The sequence below is a fragment of the Candidatus Culexarchaeum yellowstonense genome (genome assembly GCF_024707025.1).
Lineage (GTDB): Archaea > Thermoproteota > Methanomethylicia > Culexarchaeales > Culexarchaeaceae > Culexarchaeum.
Map to the genome: position 1 here is coordinate 1 of NZ_JANGFQ010000021.1, position 20,305 is coordinate 20,305.

The 20,305-nt window shown below is 38.0% G+C and carries 19 protein-coding genes and 1 pseudogene; 8 read left to right on the forward strand and 12 right to left on the reverse strand.

Annotated features, from left to right (window positions below; all coding sequences use genetic code 11):
* Positions 1-120: 120 nt before the first annotated feature.
* Positions 121-1,701 carry a transglutaminase family protein gene (locus MRT15_RS04715; RefSeq protein WP_304328398.1) on the forward strand — a complete coding sequence of 527 codons (1,581 nt, stop codon included), beginning with the start codon at positions 121-123 and terminating at the stop codon, positions 1,699-1,701.
* A 41-nt stretch (positions 1,702-1,742) separates the two neighbouring features.
* Here MRT15_RS04715 and coaBC read toward each other — a convergent pair whose 3' ends face one another.
* From coaBC to MRT15_RS04760, 9 genes are all read right to left on the reverse strand, one after another.
* Positions 1,743-2,999: a bifunctional phosphopantothenoylcysteine decarboxylase/phosphopantothenate--cysteine ligase CoaBC gene (gene coaBC, locus MRT15_RS04720; protein ID WP_304328400.1), complete on the reverse strand. Its 1,257-nt coding sequence runs from the start codon at positions 2,997-2,999 to the stop codon at positions 1,743-1,745.
* Positions 3,000-3,057: 58 nt separating this feature from the next.
* Positions 3,058-4,128: an L-threonylcarbamoyladenylate synthase gene (locus MRT15_RS04725; RefSeq protein ID WP_304328402.1), complete on the reverse strand. Its 1,071-nt coding sequence runs from the start codon at positions 4,126-4,128 to the stop codon at positions 3,058-3,060.
* 60 nt (positions 4,129-4,188) lie between these two features.
* Positions 4,189-4,437 carry a hypothetical protein gene (locus MRT15_RS04730; protein WP_304328404.1) on the reverse strand — a complete coding sequence of 83 codons (249 nt, stop codon included), beginning with the start codon at positions 4,435-4,437 and terminating at the stop codon, positions 4,189-4,191.
* Between the two features lie 4 nt (positions 4,438-4,441).
* A complete protein-coding gene (locus MRT15_RS04735; protein WP_304328406.1) occupies positions 4,442-4,882 on the reverse strand; it encodes an HIT family protein in 441 nt (146 codons plus the stop codon).
* A gap of 4 nt (positions 4,883-4,886) precedes the next feature.
* On the reverse strand, positions 4,887-5,681 hold the full coding sequence (locus MRT15_RS04740; protein WP_304328408.1) for an RIO1 family regulatory kinase/ATPase: 795 nt from the start codon (positions 5,679-5,681) through the stop codon (positions 4,887-4,889).
* A 186-nt stretch (positions 5,682-5,867) separates the two neighbouring features.
* On the reverse strand, positions 5,868-6,221 hold the full coding sequence (locus MRT15_RS04745) for a nucleotidyltransferase domain-containing protein (protein WP_304328411.1): 354 nt from the start codon (positions 6,219-6,221) through the stop codon (positions 5,868-5,870).
* The gene (locus MRT15_RS04750) at positions 6,203-6,586 is read right to left on the reverse strand and encodes a HEPN domain-containing protein (RefSeq protein ID WP_304328413.1); all 384 of its coding nucleotides are present in this window, start codon (positions 6,584-6,586) and stop codon (positions 6,203-6,205) included. Before MRT15_RS04750 ends, MRT15_RS04745 begins: the two co-directional genes overlap by 19 nt.
* 293 nt (positions 6,587-6,879) lie before the next feature.
* Complete coding sequence (locus tag MRT15_RS04755) at positions 6,880-7,245, reverse strand: hypothetical protein (protein WP_304328415.1); 366 nt, start codon at positions 7,243-7,245, stop codon at positions 6,880-6,882.
* Complete coding sequence (locus MRT15_RS04760) at positions 7,202-7,555, reverse strand: hypothetical protein (RefSeq protein ID WP_304328417.1); 354 nt, start codon at positions 7,553-7,555, stop codon at positions 7,202-7,204. Before MRT15_RS04760 ends, MRT15_RS04755 begins: the two co-directional genes overlap by 44 nt.
* Before the next feature lie 121 nt (positions 7,556-7,676).
* On the opposite strand from MRT15_RS04760, the gene MRT15_RS04765 reads away from it, so the two are divergent.
* The 3 genes from MRT15_RS04765 (at position 7,677) to MRT15_RS04775 (ending at position 12,639) form a co-directional block, all read left to right on the forward strand.
* Entirely contained in the window at positions 7,677-8,849 is a 1,173-nt protein-coding gene (locus MRT15_RS04765) for an amidohydrolase (RefSeq protein WP_304328419.1), read from the forward strand.
* Positions 8,850-9,027: 178 nt separating this feature from the next.
* On the forward strand, positions 9,028-10,803 hold the full coding sequence (locus MRT15_RS04770; protein WP_304328421.1) for a DUF2207 domain-containing protein: 1,776 nt from the start codon (positions 9,028-9,030) through the stop codon (positions 10,801-10,803).
* Between the two features lie 201 nt (positions 10,804-11,004).
* Positions 11,005-12,639, forward strand: coding sequence for a DUF2207 domain-containing protein (locus MRT15_RS04775; protein WP_304328423.1), 1,635 nt, complete (start codon positions 11,005-11,007; stop codon positions 12,637-12,639).
* 2 nt (positions 12,640-12,641) lie between these two features.
* On the opposite strand, the gene MRT15_RS04780 is transcribed toward MRT15_RS04775, so the two are convergent.
* Positions 12,642-14,075, reverse strand: coding sequence for an amidohydrolase (locus MRT15_RS04780; protein WP_304328425.1), 1,434 nt, complete (start codon positions 14,073-14,075; stop codon positions 12,642-12,644).
* 115 nt (positions 14,076-14,190) lie between these two features.
* Here MRT15_RS04780 and MRT15_RS04785 point away from each other — a divergent pair, with 115 nt between their 5' ends.
* Both MRT15_RS04785 and MRT15_RS04790 read left to right on the forward strand, forming a co-directional pair.
* Positions 14,191-15,423 carry a threonine synthase gene (locus MRT15_RS04785; RefSeq protein WP_304328427.1) on the forward strand — a complete coding sequence of 411 codons (1,233 nt, stop codon included), beginning with the start codon at positions 14,191-14,193 and terminating at the stop codon, positions 15,421-15,423.
* 35 nt (positions 15,424-15,458) lie between these two features.
* Entirely contained in the window at positions 15,459-15,911 is a 453-nt protein-coding gene (locus MRT15_RS04790) for an RpiB/LacA/LacB family sugar-phosphate isomerase (protein WP_304328429.1), read from the forward strand.
* 14 nt (positions 15,912-15,925) lie between these two features.
* Here MRT15_RS04790 and MRT15_RS04795 read toward each other — a convergent pair whose 3' ends face one another.
* Positions 15,926-16,501, reverse strand: coding sequence for a YkgJ family cysteine cluster protein (locus MRT15_RS04795; protein ID WP_304328431.1), 576 nt, complete (start codon positions 16,499-16,501; stop codon positions 15,926-15,928).
* A gap of 85 nt (positions 16,502-16,586) precedes the next feature.
* Positions 16,587-18,401, reverse strand: a complete 1,815-nt coding sequence (nagB, locus tag MRT15_RS04800; protein ID WP_304328433.1) for a glucosamine-6-phosphate deaminase — start codon at positions 18,399-18,401, stop codon at positions 16,587-16,589.
* Between the two features lie 253 nt (positions 18,402-18,654).
* Here nagB and MRT15_RS04805 point away from each other — a divergent pair, with 253 nt between their 5' ends.
* Both MRT15_RS04805 and MRT15_RS04810 read left to right on the forward strand, forming a co-directional pair.
* Positions 18,655-19,857, forward strand: coding sequence for a hypothetical protein (locus tag MRT15_RS04805; RefSeq protein ID WP_304328435.1), 1,203 nt, complete (start codon positions 18,655-18,657; stop codon positions 19,855-19,857).
* Positions 19,858-19,967: 110 nt separating this feature from the next.
* Positions 19,968-20,305: pseudogene (locus MRT15_RS04810) on the forward strand (radical SAM protein); the annotation flags it as partial.

Sequence of the window (20,305 nt, forward strand, 5' to 3'; positions counted from 1 at the left end):
AATATAGCCTTTTTGGATGATGAGAGTTATGTCCACTGATTTATGAGGAATCCCAGGGGTATCTGACACAACACATAAATAAACTTTAATGTCATACCTTGTATGGTCATTGTGAGTTTCATGAACGGCATGTTTAAACATAGGATTGTAATGCGTTATTTAATCTCTACATTCATTATTCTTCTAGTAATGTTCTTCACATTGAATTCAGTTACTGCCAACACTCCACTTTTTAAGAGTGCATTGAGTGATTTTAATGTATTAAATTCTGTATTCAAGGTTTTAAATTATGTTAATTATACAGTTACATATAGTGTTGACTTATTTATCCCAGCGAATTCTAGAGTTGAACTTAGGGTTGCTGTTCCCCCAAACTTTCCTCCATATCAAGTTGCAAGTTTATTTAATTCTTCTCATCCAATATCGGGTATTTTGGTTGATGAGTATGGTAATGAGGTTGCAGTAGTCCAGTTACCTCAATCATTTACGGCTCAAAAACTCCGTGCATCGATAACTTACATGGTTACTATTTTCCAAGTTAATTGTAGTATAGATCCAAGTAATATTGGAATTTACAATACTTCTTTGAAGGAGTACTTACTGTACACTAAGCCTGAAAGGTACATTGAATGTGATGATCCGAATATAATTGGGAAGGCTAGGGAGATAGTTGGTTTGGAATCAAATGTATATCATGCAGTTTATAAATTGTTTATGTGGGTTTACAAGAACATTAAGTATGAATATGAACATGAAGTTAGAGGTGCACTATTAACGTTGCTTAGGGGTAGTGGTGCATGTGATGAGCATGCATACCTCTTGACGGCATTATGTAGAGCTGTTGGAATACCATCGAGATGTGTTAATGGCTATGGTTTCCATTTAAATGACACTTTAACAGGGTCTTTTACGATGAGGGAGGGTCATGCATGGGTTGAAATACTACTCCCAAATTATGGCTGGATTTTCGTTGATCCAACGTGGGGTTTATTTGCAGATAGCGACGTACTTCATGTATCATTTAGGAGGGGGGTTGAAAGTTCACTGCTCGATGCCGGCCTTTATTGTATCCGTTATTATGGTTCTGCTCCACGAATCCTTGGAAGTGAATTGAAGGTTTCAGTTATCCCAGTAGACTCTGATGGTGATGGTTTAACGAATCTCGAGGAGTACAAGTTTAAGACTAATGCCTTCAATGTTGATACTGATGCCGATGGACTCATGGATGGTGAAGAGATGAAGCTCTACAATACGAATCCACTTAAAGCAGATACCGATGATGATGGTTTAAACGATTACGTTGAATTAAAGGTTTATCATACGAACCCACTTACACGGGATACCGATAATGATGAACTTACAGATCATGAAGAGATATCACTGTTTAAAACGAATCCGCTTTTAGCTGATTCTGATGGTGATGGTTTAAGTGACGGGTTTGAAGTCAAAATTTCCAAGACGAACCCGCTTAACCCTGATAGTGATGGTGATGGTCTTAACGATTATCTTGAGTTTATGATTTTGAGGAGCAACCCTCTAAGTTATGATAGTGATGGAGACTTATGGCCTGATTACATTGAATACATTTTCAGTTCTTTAATCATATTCAATTTGAACAACTTCTTCCTGCCAAACTTCGCTATAATTGGGTTGATCTTCATCATAGTAGTTGTTAGTGTTGCATTTAGATCTAAATGTTAAGGTTTACGTTGAATTATTAAAATGCCATCTTCGTATTCTAATTATGCTTTGATGTTCTTGGATTTCTCGATTTCTAATGCTCTTTTAATTATTTCCCTTGCAATCATCCTCTTCTTCATTTTTGGTATGTGTGTTACGTTTTTCTTTGCATCTATGATGTATACTTCGTTGTATTCTGATTCGAATCCTATATCCCTTCTTGAAACGTCGTTGGCCACTATTAAGTCTAGGTTGTTCTCCAGCAATCTCCTATATGCTCTTTCAATCATCTCTTCTAATGGTACTCCATATTCTGCTTTGAATCCTACTATCACGCTATTCTCAGCGTATCTTCTAACTTGACTTGATATTTTTGGTGTTGCTACAAGCTTCACGTTCAATTCACCCCTTTCACTTGGAATCTTCCCACTAAACTTTTCGGCAAATTTGTAGTCTAATGGTGCTGCTGATAAGAATATGTATTGATACTCCCTCCCCCTTAATTCCTCTATTGTGGCGTTTAGCATTTCTTCACACGTGGTTACACGTATGACTTTTGCATCTGTGGGTGGTTCAATGTTTGTGGGTCCTAGGATTATTGTTACATTAGCTCCTGAAGCTATGCATTCTTCAGCTAATGCTAAACCCATCTTCCCACTGCTTGATGTTGTTAGATATTTTACGTCATCTAAGTATTCTCTTGTTGGTCCAGCTGTTATGAGGACATTCTTCCCAGTCATCGTCTTTGGTGTGAAGAATCTTATAACGGCATTTATAACTTCTTCTGTGGAAGCTATCTTAGCTTTCCCCTCTTCAATTCTTGGTCCAATGAATATAACCCCCTTCTCCTTCAGCTTCCTTATGTTTTCAGCTACGAATGGGTTTGTGTACATGGTTTCATGCATTGCTGGAACTATCATTATTGGTATCCCTGTTCCTAGGGCTGTGGATGCAAATGTTGTTACTGGTGTATCATCTATTCCGCAAGCTATCTTGCTTATTGTGTTGGCTGTGGCTGGAGCTATCAAAACCAAGTCAGCTTTAGTTGCAGTCTTTCCACATAGCTCCACATGTTCAATCTTGCCAGTTAGGGTTGTGATAACTGGGTTTCCAGTAGCCCACTCCATTATATTTGGATGTATGAGTTCTGTGGCTGCTTTACTCATCACCGTGTATACTTCAGCTCCATGTCTCATTAACCCTCTAGCTATATCTGGACATCTAATGGCAGCTACACTTCCACAAATGCATAACACAATTTTCTTACCTTTAAGTTCATCACCCCATGATTCAATGATCTCCTTACTTGGATGCGGCATATAACCCACTGAAATAATCTTTACTTGTTTACCTTATAAAGGATGTTGACTAGAGGGTTTAATTGGCATGTATTATTTTGTAGCCTGATGCTTTTCTAAGTCTATTCATTATTGCTAATCCAAGTCCCTCTTCTGGAACCCCTTCGGCGAGGATTACTTCAACCCCCTCATCATCGAATTCCCTCAGTATTCTGAATAGGTTTCTTGCTATTGTGGATAAATCTAATCTACTCCCAACACTCTTAACGATTCCAGTTTTATAATTCTCGATGGTTTCATCTGTAGCCATTACCCCAACCTTCTTCCCCATTTTAGAGTATTCGTCAATTAGCTTCTTGATTTCTTCAACAATTCTATTAGTCTCCCCCTCCACAACTATTAACTCAGCTTTTGGTGCATAATGCCTATACTTCATCCCAGGGGATCTTGCTTCAATCAATTGTACACTCTCCCTGGCTTTTGCCGCTTCATGTACAATTACCTCCCCCAAAACCTCCTTTAACTCCTCATATGTTACCCCTCCAGGTCTAAGTATTTGTGGGGGTTTTGTTGTTAAGTCTAGGACTGTGGATTCCACTCCAATTTTAGTTGGACCTGCATCTAGTATTACATCTATTGATCCATAGAAGTCTTGTATCACGTGTTGGGCTGTGGTTGGACTTGGTTTTCCAGCAATGTTTGCACTTGGAGCTGCTATGGGTGTTTTTGATGCCCTTATTAGTGCTAAAGCCACTTTATGTTTTGGCATTCTAATACCAACAGTTTCAAGCCCCCCTGTTGTAACTCTTGGAACTATCTTTGAAGCTTTTAATACTATTGTTAGTGGTCCAGGCCAGAATCTCCTCATAAGCTCCTCAGCTACTTCAGGTACATCCACAGCCAACTTGTATACGTCGTTGAATTCTGCTATATGCACTATTGTTGGATTGTCTGGAGGTCTACCCTTAACTTCATACATCCTCTTAACTGCTTCCTGATTTAATGCATCTACTCCAAGTCCATAGACTGTTTCTGTGGGGAATGCTACTATTCCACCTCTCCTTATAGCTTCCGCTGCCACACTTATCTTCTCTTCCTCTGGGTTCTCGGGATCCACCTTGAATACTATTGTCTTCAAATTCTCCTTCAATCTTCGTCAATCTAATTATTGGCTGAACTCAATTATTTAAATGTAAACTCATCATGATTTTCAACGTATCCATTTCAGTTTTATCCATATCAGGTATATTAGTCCAATTATTATGAGTATGGGTGAGGTGGCAAATGTAAAGCCATCCTTCCTATAAACCCATAGTATTATCCATGGTATCTTTTCAATGGATATTGATGGAATTATCTTAACGATTAATGGTATCATTATTAGTGCCACCCCTATTATTATGAATGCTATTCCCATACTAGTCAGCATTTTCTCCCAGACTTCCAAGACCTCCACCATAAACCTATTTCACCCTACTCCAATAAATCTTTACTTCATCCCTCAACTTCCTAAATGAATCTTCTGGCATTTTGAATTCTGGGTATGGGTAGTAGTGTCCACCCCAATTCCTATCAATAAACTTTAATCCATCATATATTCTCTCAGAACTATATCTTGGTATTACGTGTAAATGTACATGTCTAATTATGTTTCCAAGCATAGCGTAATTGAATAGGTTTGGGTTGAACATTTCCCTCAAAACTTTAACGCATTTAACAGTTAAGTCTATTAGTTCTTCTATTTCCATCTTTGATAGTTGTATGGGGTCTTCAAGATGCCTCTTCAATATTATCATACATCTACCCAGATAGTATTGATTTTCATTTAATGTAACTCTCCAATAACTTCCCTCATAAATTAATTCTCTGCTGAAATCTCGTTTGCAGAATGGGCATGTAATCAAACAATCATTCCTCCATTTTTGAGGTTAATGATTTGAGCAATTTGAGTAAGTTTAAGTCTTTTATGCTTTCCTTTAATAATGTGAGGGCGTTGGATGCTCTATTGGCAATTTCATCAACCCCCTCTTTAAGCGATAATGGATATATCGACGAGAATAGTGATATGTACGCTAACTCGGTTTTCGAGAGTTTCCTTCCATAACCATCATGAAACCCCCTTATTGCAGTCATACATTTATCTTCACTTAATCCGAGTATGCTAACATCATAAGTTACGATGTCGCATAAACTCCTAAACCTAGTCTTCTTTGTGAAGAATTCCAAATCCAACCTATAAATCTCTCCATTATCTCTCATGATGTAGTTTTCAGCTCTGCAATCCACAAAAGCATATCCTGCTTCATGCACCTTCCTAACTTCAAATCCAATTCTCTTGGAAACATCATAAACCTCTTCCAAGCTTCCATCCCTATATAATTCTAATACGGTCTTGCCATCTATATACTCCATGCAGATAACGTTCTCCTTACGCCAATGTATCTTTGGACACTTAACCCCCAATCCAGATAATATCTCCCTAGCTTTAACTTCATTTTCCACTCTCTCCCTTAATGATGGGAAATAGTAATCCTCTGTTTTAACTATCGACAGATTTAATAGATTATCCACGAAGCATGCAATATTGTATAATGTGAATATCAAGGTTGGCTTTACGACATCAAACTCTTTAATTAATACTCTACCCTCTTCAGCATCCTCAACTTTAATGCTATTTGTCCTCCACTCTAAACTCCTAAACACACTAAATTTATTGTCCACTTCTACTTAGAAATTTTTCCCATGGACATTAAACCTCATTACAGTCACCCTCCCTACTGTGAAACCTTTATTTCAAGGATTCCAAATTTGCTCAATTTGCCTCCAATATTCCATAATTTAAACTAATTAAAGTTGTGATCGAATTGTTTAGCTAAGAGTTATACTATCCTATATTTCTTGCTGAACGTCTATAAACTTCTTATACCAATCCTCATATTCTTTGCTGGTTATGATGTGTATTTCGAAGGGTGTTATTAAACCTATATCTCTAGCTATTGCCACATACAGCTTCCCCCTATATTGAGCATCTTTTGCATTATCTGTGATTACTAGTACGTCTACGTCGCTATCTGGCTTCATGTCACCACGTACATAGCTTCCGAAAACTATTACTCTGCATTTCGGATCGAATGTTTTGCAAATATCCTTTATCCTCTTCAAGTACTTCATTGCATTCTCCAAGTATTGTCTCCTAATCTTAGAATATTCGATTTCTAAATCTGTTAAAGTGATTCTAGGCATTTAAACACCTCAATAGCTTCTTCTCCAACTTTCAATATTCTAGTTGCTATCTCCTTATCATATTCTCTAGGTAAGTATCGTGATGATATGTATGCTTCTTCAAGTAGGTACATTGCTTCAAGATTTCTATTTAAGAAATCATTTAACTCCTTAGAATCATAAATTCTTGCAACATCTTTAAATAATCTAACTATTGAATGAACTTTTGGATAATCCCCCATTTTCCTATATAGGAGATACTTTAAGTAGAGTTGGATGGATTGTTCCACGTGGAATAAGACTAGATCATAATCTCCATGCTCATAATCACTTTTAGCATTCTTGAAAAATGATAAAGCCCTCCTCTTCAACAATTCAAAACTCACTAAACACACCAGATAAATAGTATTCACTTATGAAAAGAAAAATATTACTTGTGATATATTCTGGAGTACTATTCAATCTACGTAACGTCCTTATCATGAGTTGAATTCTAAATTAAAAGCTTCTCAGGATGAAATCCAATTTTTAATTGCAGTTATTAATGCTCTTTATATAGGACTTTTGGTGTTTGTGAGAAGTCGAGGTGTGTAAGTTTCCCTCTTGGTTTGTATGCTATTATTATCCCCCTATAATTCCCATCTTGATATGGTATGAAGTCAACGTCTTTGAAGAAGATCTACACCATGCTCATTAGTTCAGCTAAGCCCCAAAAGTAAACTTTCATTTCACTTCTCTCACTGCTCTTCAGATCAAATATTATTCTATAGAATTCCCCCTTCAATGCATTGTAATCTTTGTGGATTGTTAAGACGGTTTTGTTTTCAGAGTATTCTGGTAGGATCTGTTGATATCCTCTTAGGAATACCCCTTGAATTCTATCCCCTTCTTCCATTAATAGTATTCCATCTTCAACTATTATTTCTTGGATTGATGAAAGTATTTTTATCATTTCCCATGGATTGAAATGGGATGATGAGAATCCATACATTAATGCAATATCATACTTCCCCTCTAAGTAGTCTGGTTTTAATATGTCTACCACTTGAATTTGAGCTTTGAATCCAAGCTCCTTTAAGCTGAAATCTAAAGGCCTTCTCTAAAGCTTCTCTACGTGCATCCAGCATCTTTAATTCCACACTCTTACCATTTTCAATTAAAATTTTTGATAATGCTATTCCACCAATACCTGTGCCGCTACATAACTCTATGATCTTTAAATGCTTTTTTGAGTTGATCAATTTGTTCATCCATTCATGCTTCACAGCAACCTTAAACTTATTTAATGCTTCATAATACCTCCTCTTACCTTCATCCCTTGAAGGGTCTTCAGGCCATGGATACAGTCTATACATCTCTTCAATTCACGCACCCATATTTCCACATAAACCCCTCTTCTATTGAATCTATAACTTAAATTTTGCTCAATTGTAATGTTTAAATCCAATTTGCATATAGTATCTATGGTGATATTTCATGTTGGCTATTAAGGATGCAATGATATTGACAATAACTAAGGGTGTCCTTAAGAGGGGGACTATACTCATTGATGATGGGAAGATCGTTGATGTTGGTGTAGATTTGAAGATACCTGAATGTGCAGAGGTTATTGATGCTAGGGATAAGGTTGTTATGCCTGGGCTTGTGGAAGCCCACTGTCACATTGGGATTGCTGAGGAGACTGTTGGTTGGTTTGGTGATGATACCAATGAGATGACAGATCCAGTTACACCTCATTTGAGGGCTATAGATGCTATTAAAGCTAATGCTGATGAGAAAGGGTTGCAAGCAGCCCTTGAAACTGGGATAACCACAGTTCAAATTCTCCCCGGAAGTGCTAATGTGATTGGAGGTATGGGTGTAGTTTTGAAGACTGCTCCCAAACCTGTTGTTGATGAGATGGTTTTGAAGGAGCCTTCTGGGATGAAGATTGCTTTCGGTGAGAATCCAAGGAGGGTTTATGGTGTAGAGCTTAAGAGGACTCCAGCTACACGTATGGGTATTGCAGGGCTTCTTAGGGAGTGGCTTCAGAAGACTAAGAATTATATGAGGAAGAAGGAGCTTGCAAAGGATGATCCATCAAAAATGCCTGAAGTGGATTTGAAGCTTGAAGCCTTGGAGAAAGTTTTGAGGGGTGAAATACCATTTAGAGCTCATGCCCATAGAGCTGACGATATAGCTACAGCTATAAGGATTGCTGAGGAATTTGGAGCTAAATTGTCTTGGGAGCATGCCACTGAAGGTCATAGGATAGCCAGTTGGATTGCGAAGAAGGGGGTTCCTGCAGTTTGGGGTCCAAGCCTACTGGCTAGGGGGAAGTGGGAGATGAGGGAATTAAACTTCAACACTCCGAGAATACTATATGAGGCTGGAGTTAAATTTGCAATTCAAACAGATGCCTTAGGGCAATCAATATCCTTCCTACCAATATGTGCCATGATGGCTGCGAAACACGGCTTACCCTATGATGAGGCATTGAAAGCCATAACGATAAATCCAGCTGAAATCCTTGGAGTAGCAAATAGGGTTGGAAGTATTGAAAAGGGGAAGGATGCAGATCTAAGAATACTCAATGGAGACCCCTTGGATATTAAGAGTAAAGTTGAAATGGTAATTATAGATGGTAAAATAGTTTGGACAGCAAAATAAGCTAAACTTAATCCTTAATCTCCCCCTTTTTTATGTGTCTTCTAAGGCTTTCAATACATGCTTAATGAAAGTGTGAATTTGACGTTTATTATTGTTGGTTTTGGTTAGAGATACGGATAATTCGAAATAAGGCTCTACACGAAATGTTTAAATCCTCAAATCTAGATTTTATTTTGAAATGAATTCGAATTCAGTTAAAATCAGATTCCTAATACCCTTTATATTATTTGTCTATGTGGCTTTGCTTTTCCAGCCAGTTTCATCGCAACTTCAATCGAAGGTTTATGAGGTTCCATCGATATCTGTGGATATTGAGGTTTGTGGTGATGGCACTTTATTGGTTTCCGAGAATATTACTATAAGGTATGTTTATGGATCATTCACTTTCTTTGAGAGGTGGATTCCGCTTTGGGGATTAGATTACATTGAATTGTTGTCTGTTGATGCTAATGGTGTTGATGTAACCAGTGTTAGAACGTCTTATACCCTTAGTAGATTGACTCTGACAATCTATTATCGTGATGTTTTAGGTCCCCGTGAAGCTACTTTCATGTTGAGGTATAGGGTTTATGGTGGATTGATTTCCCCGAGTTCTCTACAGAATTCTGTGGATTGGAATGCTGTTGGTAGTGATTGGGAGGTTCCAATAGGTTTGGTAAATGTTGTGGTGAGGATTCCAGGTAACGTTGTGGGTAGCAACTTGTTTAGTGTTAGCCCAGATCCTGTGGAAGTTTCTTACTCCAATGGATATACAAGTGTATTGTTCACGTATAGGAATCTCCCAGCACGTACTGGTTATAGGGTTGTGGTATTATTCCCAAAGATCTATGAGCCTAAAACGGATAATCTAAGTATATTAAAGAATTATCCTGCAGAGTCGGCTTTAACCATTGTAACGCTTTCCACATTGGTTATGATTGTATTTTGGTTCTTTAGGGGCAGGATGCCTAAAACCGATTTTGAAATTGGTTCAGCATCTTTATTAGCTCAACCATTAAACCTCTCCCCCCTGGAAGTTTCATACCTACTGAATAGGGGGTTGAGCTATGAAGCTGCTTTAAGTGAGATTTTCGAGTTGGCTAGGAGGGGGTTCATTGACATAGAATATGATGGGGAGAAGAGGAATACCTACTTCAAACCTTCCAGTAGAACTGATGATGTATTGGGGAACTTTGAGAGGTATGGTTTGAAACCCTTTGAGGTTGAAATTCTACGTTTAGCTGTTTCTTCTGGGGATGTGAAGAAGTTCATAGCCCTATTTGATGATGTTAGGGTGGATGTTGAGAGTAAGGTTGAAGCTGAACTTACACGTATGGGCTACTTTAAGAGTGGCTTTAAGCGTAAGAGGATGTTAACGATATACATTTGTGGTGTAGCTTTTATTGCAACACTTATTATTGGCTTCAATGTCTTCAATTCTCCACCTCCAAATCCATGGCTGTTCAGCTTATATAAGGCCCTATACCCATTAACTATTGGGTTTGGGTTAAGTTTCATACCAGTGGGCATAATATACTTACACCTATTTACACCATACACGGTTGATGGTGCTAAAGCATATAGGTATTGGAAGGAGTATTTGAATAGCTTAGTAAATGTTAAGGAGAGTGAAATTGAGAAGATTGTTAAGGAGGCTAGTGGACTCAGATTGATTGAATCCTATCTTCCATATGTACTCCTATACAACTCATTCTATGTAACTACATGGCTGAATCGTTGGTCAATACCCGTTACGAGGTTTTATCGGTATTCTCCATCATGGCTCCATGTTAAAGGATATGAGAGTATTCAATTGGATTTCCCATCATTTATTTCAGCTTTAAATTCATCTATTGAAAGTATGCTTGGCGTTATTCAGAGTAGAGTATCGACGGCCACTGGTGGTGGACCATTCATTGGAGGCGGTTTTGGCGGTAGAGGGGGGCTTGGTGGTGGGGGAGGTAGGGTTGGGTAGCCTGCATAAATTCAATTTCAACAAACTTTTTTAACATTCCAATTCACAGTTTAATTTGATATGCCTACATTTTACAGTAAACTATTTTGGTTTTCGTTTTCACTTCTACTAATAATCTTTTCCTTAGCCCCCGAAATTGCATTTACGCATCCTCAAATATTCCCATCTCAAATTCCATCTAAGATTTATGAGATTCCCTCAATGTCCATTGTTGTTGAGGTTTACCCTGATGGTACATTCATGGTTTACGAGAATATTACTGTGAAATATGTTCATGGCACATTTTCCTCTTTTAGTAGGTTGATTCCACTTAGTGATGTGGATTATGTCGATTTTCTATCCGCTAAGGCTTATGGTGTAAATTTGACTGGTGTTAGGGCATTTTATAATTTGCAACGGGTTATTCTAACGATTTATCATCGTGATGTTACAGTTGTATATCATAGTGTGGTTAATCCACCTCGCGAAGTTACTTTTATGTTTAATTATAGGGTTTATGGTGGATTGAAGCTCATTGATTCATTGCAGAATTCAATTAACTGGGATCCTGTGGGTAGGGATTTCGAGGTTGCAATAAATTCAGTGTGCATCATACTTAAAATTCCTGGGAACATATCCAGTAGCACTCTATTTAAGGTGGATCCAACCCCTCAAAGTATATTCTACTCAGACAACTACACCACTATACTCTTTAATTATAGCAATGTTCCAGCCTATACTGGTTGTAGAATTTCCATGTTTTTCCCAAAGATGTATGAGCCTAAACCAGACAGTTTCCGTATAATTAAGGATTATCCGCTGGAAATAGCGTTAATTGTGATACTATTCTCAACCTTTGGAACTTTTATGTTTTGGTTTTTTAAGAGGAGGAGGTTTATGGCGCATTTTGAAGAGTATGCTTTACCATCAATGGTCGTTCAACCCTCAAATTTGTCTCCAATTGAGGTTTCATATTTGTTGAATAGGGAGTTGGATTATGAGGCTGCTTTAAGTGAGATTCTTGAATTGGCTAGGAGGGGTGTTTTGAATATAGAGTATGATGAGGGGGAGAGGAATGCATTTTTCTCTTTCACTTCATCAACGGAGGATGCTTTGAGGAATTTGAGGAGGTATGATTTAAACGTTTTTGATGGGGATATTCTACGTTTAGCTTTGTCTTGTAAGAATGCAAAATCCTTCCTCTCCTTCTTTGATGATATTCAGAGGGATGTGGAGTTTAAAGTTGAATCTAGGCTTGTTGAGAGGGGGTATCTTAAGAGTAGGTTTAAGGTTAAGAGGATACTTCTATTATCAATACCTGTAGGGCTTTCCATAGCCCTTATAATTGCCAGCATTTTGATGTTCTCTTCCCCACCTCTAAATCCACAATTATTTAGCCTCTTTAAAGCTCTCTACGTTATAGTTGCTGGGTTCGGTGTAGGCTTCTTATCGATGGGTTTAATTTCCTTCTTCATGTATGTGCCATATACTGCTGAGGGTTTTGAGGCTTGTGATTTTTGGAGGAATCATTTGAATTACATGGCTGTAATTAAGGGTGATGAGTCTGGGAGAATTCTGGAGAAGACTGCTACACCACAATTATTTGAGTCTTACATCCCACATCTAATGTTCTTCGACCTTAACTTCATAGATGAATGGTTGAAGCGTTGGATACGATACTTGCCTAAGGATTATTCTCCATCATGGTTTCACGTTAGGGGGTTTGAGGGTAAATTGGATTTCAAAAGTTTCATTTCAGCTTTCAAATCTTATGTTGAGAGCATGTTTAATGTTATTGAGGGGTTGCGGGAGGCTTTACCATACACGTGGCGTTTTAGACGTATTTTTAGTCGATGATTTCATATGAGGTTTTCCTTAGCGTACTTCATTATAAGTGGGTTTGAATTCACATAATCTTCAGCTGCCATATCCATGAGTTTATTTGAAGCTTTCTGTGCATCTTCAATTATATCCTCTTCACTCATAACCTTGTAAACGCCATTCTCCACGACTACTTTACCATCAATTATTACTGTTTCAACTTCACTTCCATTGGCACTGTGCACGAGGTTGAAGGTTATGTTTCTTATCGGTTTATCTATTACTGGTGTTAGGTTTGGCTTCTTTAAATTCAATATTATTATGTCAGCTCTCTTACCCTCTTCCAATGAGCCTACTATATCTCCAAATCCTATGCATTGAGCTCCCTCAATTGTGGCTAATCTGAGGATTTTCCATGCTGGTAGAACTGTTGGGTCTTTGTGTTTCACTTTATTTAGTATTGCAGCCATCCTCATTTCATTGAACATGTTTACACTATTATTCCCATTGGCTTGATCACTCCCTATACATGCCATTCCACCAAGCTGTATGTATTGATTTAGTGGTGATATTAATCCATCTATTAATGCTATGGCTGTTGGGCAACTCACCATTTTAACCCCCCTACTCACCATTATCTTTAGTTCTTCATCGCTGGCTCCATGGCAGTGTACTCCCATAACCTTTTCAGATAAGAATCCTATGGATTCAAGGTACTTGACTGTTGTCGTATTGTATCTCAATTTTATTTGTATTGCTTCCCTCCCCCCTTGAGCTAAGTGGAAGTGTATTGGAAGATTTAATTCTTCAGCAATTCTCTTCACTTTTAACAACGTTTCTTTGGTTAGCATGTCTGCTGCTACGGGTCCAAGGCAACATCTTATTCTCCCATTACCCCAATTATGCCACTTCTCAATTAGTTGCATCGCCTCCTTAATCCTCCTTTCCCCAAGTTCTAAGTCGAATTGGTATGGTTCATATGGATTTTGTCCAACTAGACTTTTAACTTCGCTTATTGGTGTGCATGTTAATGCTCTAACCCCCATTTTGGAATGTACTTCACTATTTATTTCCATCATGTATGGGCCGTAATCTGAGAATAGGGTTGTGCCAGTCTTCACCCCCTCCAGAACTGCGAGTCTAGATGATTTCACAGCTAATTCTGGTGTTAGGTGTTTTGTTAGTGGTGAAACTGTCTTTATCATCCATTCTATTTCTGGAACGTCTTGACATAATCCTCTGGCTATGGTCATGTATGTGTGGACGTGGGCATTTATTAGTCCAGGCATAACTATCTTTCCATGGGCATATATCCTATCTTCTGCTCCACCAACTTTTGATTCCACATCCCCACTCTTCCCAACAGCAATTATCCTTCCATCTTCTATGGCTATAGCTCCATCCTCAATGTATCCAACACCATTACCTTTCATAGTTAATAAATGTCCCCCTCTAATTATCATGTCAACCATTGAATCACCAACAATTATTATTGAGGTTACTTGGATTTAACAGTTTCAAAACCACACTTTAAATAGTAGTTATTTGATTAAACTTGTAATGTGTACTGTTTGAGGGTGATGCCTGTTGGGTTATGCTTTATCCATGAAATGTGAGGTTTGTGGTAGAGAGTTCCCGTTGGATAGCTATGCTTTTAGATGTCTTGAATGTAATGAACCTTTAACTGTGATTTATGATTATGAATCTTTGAAGAATGTTGTTAGTAAAGAGTCTTTTAAGTCTAGGGTGTTTGGGGTTTGGCGTTATAGGGAGCTCCTACCAGTGAGGGGGGATAGAATTGTCACTTTATTTGAGGGTGGAACTCCACTATTGAGGAGTGAGAGGATTTCACGTTTATTTGGATTTAGAAACTTGTTCTTTAAGGATGAGAGTAGAAATCCAACTGGTTCCTTTAAGGATAGGGGGTCTACTGTTGGGGTTTCAAAGGCTTTGGAGATTGGAGCTAAAGCTGTTGGGTGTGCTTCCACTGGGAATATGGCTTCATCGCTCTCTGCATATGCAACTAAAGCTGGATTGAAATGCTTCATTCTAATTCCACATGGAACGCCCATGGAGAAGGTTCTACAAACATTATACTATGATCCAAAGGTTTTCTCTTTAGATCTACCATACCCTGAACTTTATAAGTTATCCTTTGAAGCTTCTTTGAATTATGGTTTATATCTTGTTCATTCAGATAGTCCCATGAGGGTTGAGGGTCAAAAGACAGTTGCATATGAGATTTGTGAGCAACTCGGCTGGAAGGCTCCAGACATAGTTATCGTTCCGACGAGTAGTGGTGGGAATTTTAGTGCTATTTGGAAGGGGTTTATGGAATTCTATGAACTTGGGTTTATAGATAAGCTTCCAAGGATGATTTGTGTTCAGAGTAGTGGTTGTGCACCGATAGTGGAGGCATTTAAGAGTGGAGGAGGTTTGAAGCCTTGGGGGGATGCGAAGACAGTTGCCCATTCAATTTCCAACCCCAACCCATCCCTAGCTAGTGGTAATAGGGTTTTAAGGATACTTAGAAACTTCAAGGGGATTGCTGAGTCTGTTTCAGATGACATTATCCTCAACTTCCAGAAGATTTTAGCTATTTCTGAGGGGCTATTTGTTGAGCCTGCTTCAGCAGCTTCCGTGGCTGTTTTGAGGAAGCTAATGGATTATGGTGATATCGATAAAGATGAAACCATAGTCTGTATTCTAACAGGATCTGGAATGAAGGATTTAAGCGCCATAAAATCCTATGTTGGATTCCCATTTAAAATTGAATCCAGAGATGAATTCCTCGAGGAGGTTAAGAGGTTTCTTCAGTAACTCTTTTATCCCCCCCTTCACTGATTTTCTATTGTATGAAGGTTGCTGTAGGTTCAGATGATAATTACAGTATTGCTCGATTCATTGTTGAAGAGCTTAAGAGGAGGGGGGTTGAGGTAATCCCCATAGGTTCCCTATCCACTGGTAATCCTTATCCATGGGTTAAGGTTGGCTTGGAAGTTGCTGAACTTGTGGCTAGGGGTGAAGTGGATATGGGTATAGTCATATGTTATACTGGTACTGGGGTTAGTATAGCTGCAAATAAGGTTTGTGGGGTTCGTGCAGCTTTATGTTTTGATGCTAAAACTGCTAGGGGTGCTAGACTTTGGAATGATGCAAATGTGCTTGCATTGAGTGCTAGATTACTCTCGGAGGAAGTTGCTAGGGAGATTCTTGATGAGTGGTTTTCCGTAGTTAAGCCAGATCCATCTGAATTGTGGAATATAGAGGAGCTTAAGAGGTTTGATATGGAAACTCGTAAATCCTGAATCTTAATTCACATTTATTTAACCCAGACGCCTAATTTTGAGAGATAATTCATATCAGCTTCAGCTCTCTTAACTATGAATTCTATTAACTCCTTTAAGCTCCTCTTTCTACCATCATTTTCATTCCAAGATTTGATAGTATTTATCCAAAGCTGCTTCTCGAGTAACCTTATCCTTGCAAGCTTCCTTAAATTCTCCCTAATCTCTTTTGGTATTATTTTTGAGTCGATTTTTAGTCCTGGGCATTTTCCTACAGCTTCGCTATTAACTTCTATGGTTATCCTCCCATTGTATCCCACTGAGTACATGAATGGGTAGAATCTGCATGTAAGGGGTTTATAGTCGTGAACAATGCATTTGCCATCATTTAAGAATATGCATGTATCTTCAATTTTAGCTAAAGCCAGATGGTATCTCCCCTCCTCTACTTCCACTGTAAATTCATCATTATCGTCTGAACTTCTTAAGTCTAGAATCCTCTTTAGGTTATGGTTTCCATATATTTTCAGTCTAAGTGTATCCAGATGTGTTAGTGGAATCCAGTACCATTTGCAACATTCACCACATAATGTGCATTGGAATTGCACCACTTTACATCAGCCCCCATATTTGAAGGGCTGATTAGTGGTGCTTCAGAACTTTTAATTGTTTTCTCCTTTAAATAAATGTTTCACATCACAGTTTTTGGCGTTTGAGTAGTTCTGCGTATTCTGCGTCTATTAATCCAATCCTCCTAAGAATATCTCCGTTAAACTTGTTTCTATCTAAAGCCCTCTTCCAGAATGGTCTTGGATCTAAGCCTTGGAATAGTGGTGTTAATTGGGATTTATGCTTCTTTATGGCTTCAATCTTCAAATTCATTAACTCCCTATTGAATGGAACTATTATGTTGGCTTCATATATCATGTACTCTTCCCATCCACCCTTATACAGCCACATATCAATTTCATTTCTTAAGTTCAATTTTTCAAGGGATTTATTTATTATTTCTATGCATTTCCCATGGGTTCCATGGGGGTCATCCACTTCCCCTGGCATTATGATTATTTCCGGTTTTACTTCTTCAATAACTTTGATTGTTGCATTTACATCCATTTCTGTTATTGGATTCTTTATTATGAAGCCAGTTTCGTAGAATGGTAATCTGAGGAAGTATATTTTCCCTTCATCTATACCTAATGTTTTAGCGGCATTTATTGCTTCCATCATTCTGACTTTGGCTTTTAAATCCATTAATGTCTTTATTGGGATTCTCCCAAGCTTTAGGTTTTCAATTAAATCCTCTTTATTGTAGGAAATTTCATTTGCAATTTCTATTATATCGTCATCCCTTACGGCTATATTCCCTGAAACCATGTATGCAATTCTAACGTCGTTTCCAGCGTCATTTAATATTTTCATCGTTGCCCCTACGCATATTACGTCATCATCTGGATGTGGTGAGAATATTAGTATCCTCCTCCCCCTTGGAGTTTTATCGTAATCCATAACTTTACTCTTCAAATCTTCTAATACCCTTCTCTTCAATTCGTTCAAATCGAATTTGGCTAGTTCCTCAAGTTTTAAAGTTGCTAGGTCGTTTAAATCTATCTTCATTATCTCCTTCCCCATTTTCATTGATGTTAAAGTTAATGCTCTAGTTATGAGGTTTTCAAAACCATTATAAGCCTTCCTAACCTCCAAACTCCAATTTACATTTCCATGGAGCCATGGCATTATGGTTTGGGTAAGCCTTGAGGCAGCCCCCTTATCTATTATGAACTTAACATTTCTGTGTTTTTGTAGTATTGATGCTGGAACCATATTTGTTAATGGCCCTTCAACTGCTTCCCTAATGCTGTTGGCTTTATGCTCCCCTGAAGCTAAGAGTATTATTTCCCTTGCTTCCATTATTGTTGCTATCCCCATGGTTATAGCGTAATGTGGGACTTCCTCTATTCTCATGAAGAATCTTGAATTATCGCTCCTGGTTTGCTCTGAAAGTTTTACAAGTCTCGTTCTACTATCGAATGGTGATCCAGGCTCATTGAACCCTATGTGGCCGCCGATATATCTTCCATCAGCATCATAGTATCCTCCACCTATTCCAAGTACTTGTATATCTATTCCGCCATGACTCTTAATTTCATCCTCATACCATGAGCAATGCTCGTCAATATCCTCCCACTTAACTTCACCATCCGGTATATGTATATTTTCAGGTTTAATGTTTACATGGTTGAAGAAGTACTGTCTCATATAGTAGTGGTAGCTGTATGGACTACTCTTCTTCATAGGCCAATATTCATCCAAATTGAAAGTTACAGTTTTTGAGAAGTCTATTAATCCATGTTTAAACATCTTTATCAATTCATCATACATTCCAATGGGTGTACTGCCAGTGGCAAGTCCAATTACACTTTCAGGGTCATCCCATACATGTCTCGCAATTATTTGTGCAGCCTTCCTACTCATCTCCCAGTAATCCTCTACAACAATTACTTCAATCATCAATTATGAGTTTATAAATTGAATATTAAACTTTTTTAAACTAAAATTAATTTAAATTAAATTTAATTAAAATTTGGATTCATCAGCATATTAACATACATGCATTTAAGAGTGAGATTACCTTCATAATTTTGTATATCTCTTTCTTTAGCTAAGCTCTATCACTCTAAGATTACTTATGTTCCATGGGAAAATTTATTTGTTGCTAATTATAATTATACTAATTATGGTTAGTATAATCAGATTTAGTGATTTGGATCGGTGGAGGAATGTTGGTAGATGGGTTTTGGTTTATGGGAGAAGGAAGGTTGGTAAGAGCTTTTTCATTAGGAATAATGTTAAGTGGGATAAATATTATTTCATTGGTAGGAGTGGAAGCATATTTATTGACGATGAAACCATAGGTTATGATGCCTTTAGGAGAGAGCTTATTAAAGGGTTGGAGAATGATGAAACGATAGTGGTGGATGAGTTTCAACGTTTACCAAAGGAGTTTTTAGATGTACTTCATGGTATGGGTGTTAAGGGGAAACTTATAGCAGTAACATCGACGCTTTGGCTATCTAAGGAGATTTTTGAAGCATCCTCCCCCATCCTTGGTCTATTCTCAGATTTCAAAATGGGAATAATCGATGAAATGGATATTTTACAAAACATGCAAAAATACATTAAAGATTCTAGAAGACTTTTAGAGTATTCCATATTTCTAAGGGAGCCGTGGCTTATCCCTCTCTGGGAGGCTTCTGAAGAATTCTTTGAATCTCTGCCATACACTATAAGGTTAACAGTCCCCTCACTCATTGGTGAGATATTCACTGAGGAGGAGAGGAGTTACTCTAGGGTTTATGATGCTATATTGAAGGCTGTTGCCGATGGCAAGATGCTATCCACTGAAATCACATCTCAACTATACTCCCTCAAGCTTATACCAGCTGAAAGCCCAAGCTTCGTTCATCCATACCTAAAGATCCTAGAGCACATTGGCTTACTTGAAAAGGTTAAAATTTATGGTAAGAACAAATACTATTATTATCACGCTTCACCAGTAACAGACTATTATTACTATCTCGATGCAAAGTATGGTATTAGTGAAAGAGATATTCAACCGTCACAAGCTAGGAAGGTTTTGGAATTGAAAATTCCACATTATGTTGAAAGGTTCTTATCGAAATTGTTATCGAAGATTTTTGGCTTATGGGCTGAGAAGATAGTTGAGAGGGATTTTGAAGTGGATATAGCTTTAACAGATTTCAGGCAATTGAATGTTGTAGTTGAAGTAAAGTGGGGGGATATTAGTGGAATTGAATTATCAAAGATCGAAGATAAGCTAAGTAGATTCAATTGTAGGAGAATCCTCTTCCTGCCCAATGCCGACATGCTTCCTAGAACTCCTGAAAAGCTCGAGGTTTGGGATGTTAAAAGGATTCTGAACTTGAAGAGTTTATTTGATGGTTAACCTTCATAGTTGAATTCCATTTCACATGTTTATTGATCTATACTAGCCGTTTTATGGTAGAAAGACTTTTTAGGTAGTATATTCGTTTTTCGAATGGTGATTATAAGGGAATGAAGGTGCTGTTGACGGCTGATAGGACTCTCATGAGCAATCACCACAACCAGGAATTCTTAGGTTTTGGTGCTTCTGCACCGCCAAATGTGGTTCCAGAATGGCTTTTTAGATGGTTGTTCTTCCCTCCAGTTAAGAATAGGGATGGTGTGGTTTTACAAGCCCCTTACGGTCTTAGGAAAATTGAAGCTCAACTTTTGAATGAAGGGTTTGATGTTTTAACAGTTGATCCAGACCACTTGGATCGTTTCATAGATGATGCCAAAGTTTTGGGGATTCATGTTATGGATCCCTTTGGTTTAGGTCCAGCTTCATCCACATTCGCCAATGTGTTGAA

Bases quoted from the DNA above. Each gene is read 5' to 3' on its own strand.
- coaBC (WP_304328400.1), bottom strand. From the start codon at position 2,999: ATGCCGCATCCAAGTAAGGAGATCATTGAATCATGGGGTGATGAACTT.
- MRT15_RS04730 (WP_304328404.1), bottom strand. From the start codon at position 4,437: ATGGTGGAGGTCTTGGAAGTCTGGGAGAAAATGCTGACTAGTATGGGA.
- MRT15_RS04780 (WP_304328425.1), bottom strand. From the start codon at position 14,075: ATGGTTGACATGATAATTAGAGGGGGACATTTATTAACTATGAAAGGT.
- nagB (WP_304328433.1), bottom strand. From the start codon at position 18,401: ATGATTGAAGTAATTGTTGTAGAGGATTACTGGGAGATGAGTAGGAAG.
- MRT15_RS04775 (WP_304328423.1), top strand. From the start codon at position 11,005: ATGTCCATTGTTGTTGAGGTTTACCCTGATGGTACATTCATGGTTTAC.
- MRT15_RS04745 (WP_304328411.1), bottom strand. From the start codon at position 6,221: ATGCCTAGAATCACTTTAACAGATTTAGAAATCGAATATTCTAAGATT.
- MRT15_RS04765 (WP_304328419.1), top strand. From the start codon at position 7,677: ATGTTGGCTATTAAGGATGCAATGATATTGACAATAACTAAGGGTGTC.
- MRT15_RS04790 (WP_304328429.1), top strand. From the start codon at position 15,459: ATGAAGGTTGCTGTAGGTTCAGATGATAATTACAGTATTGCTCGATTC.
- MRT15_RS04770 (WP_304328421.1), top strand. From the start codon at position 9,028: ATGAATTCGAATTCAGTTAAAATCAGATTCCTAATACCCTTTATATTA.
- MRT15_RS04715 (WP_304328398.1), top strand. From the start codon at position 121: ATGAACGGCATGTTTAAACATAGGATTGTAATGCGTTATTTAATCTCT.
- MRT15_RS04760 (WP_304328417.1), bottom strand. From the start codon at position 7,555: ATGTATAGACTGTATCCATGGCCTGAAGACCCTTCAAGGGATGAAGGT.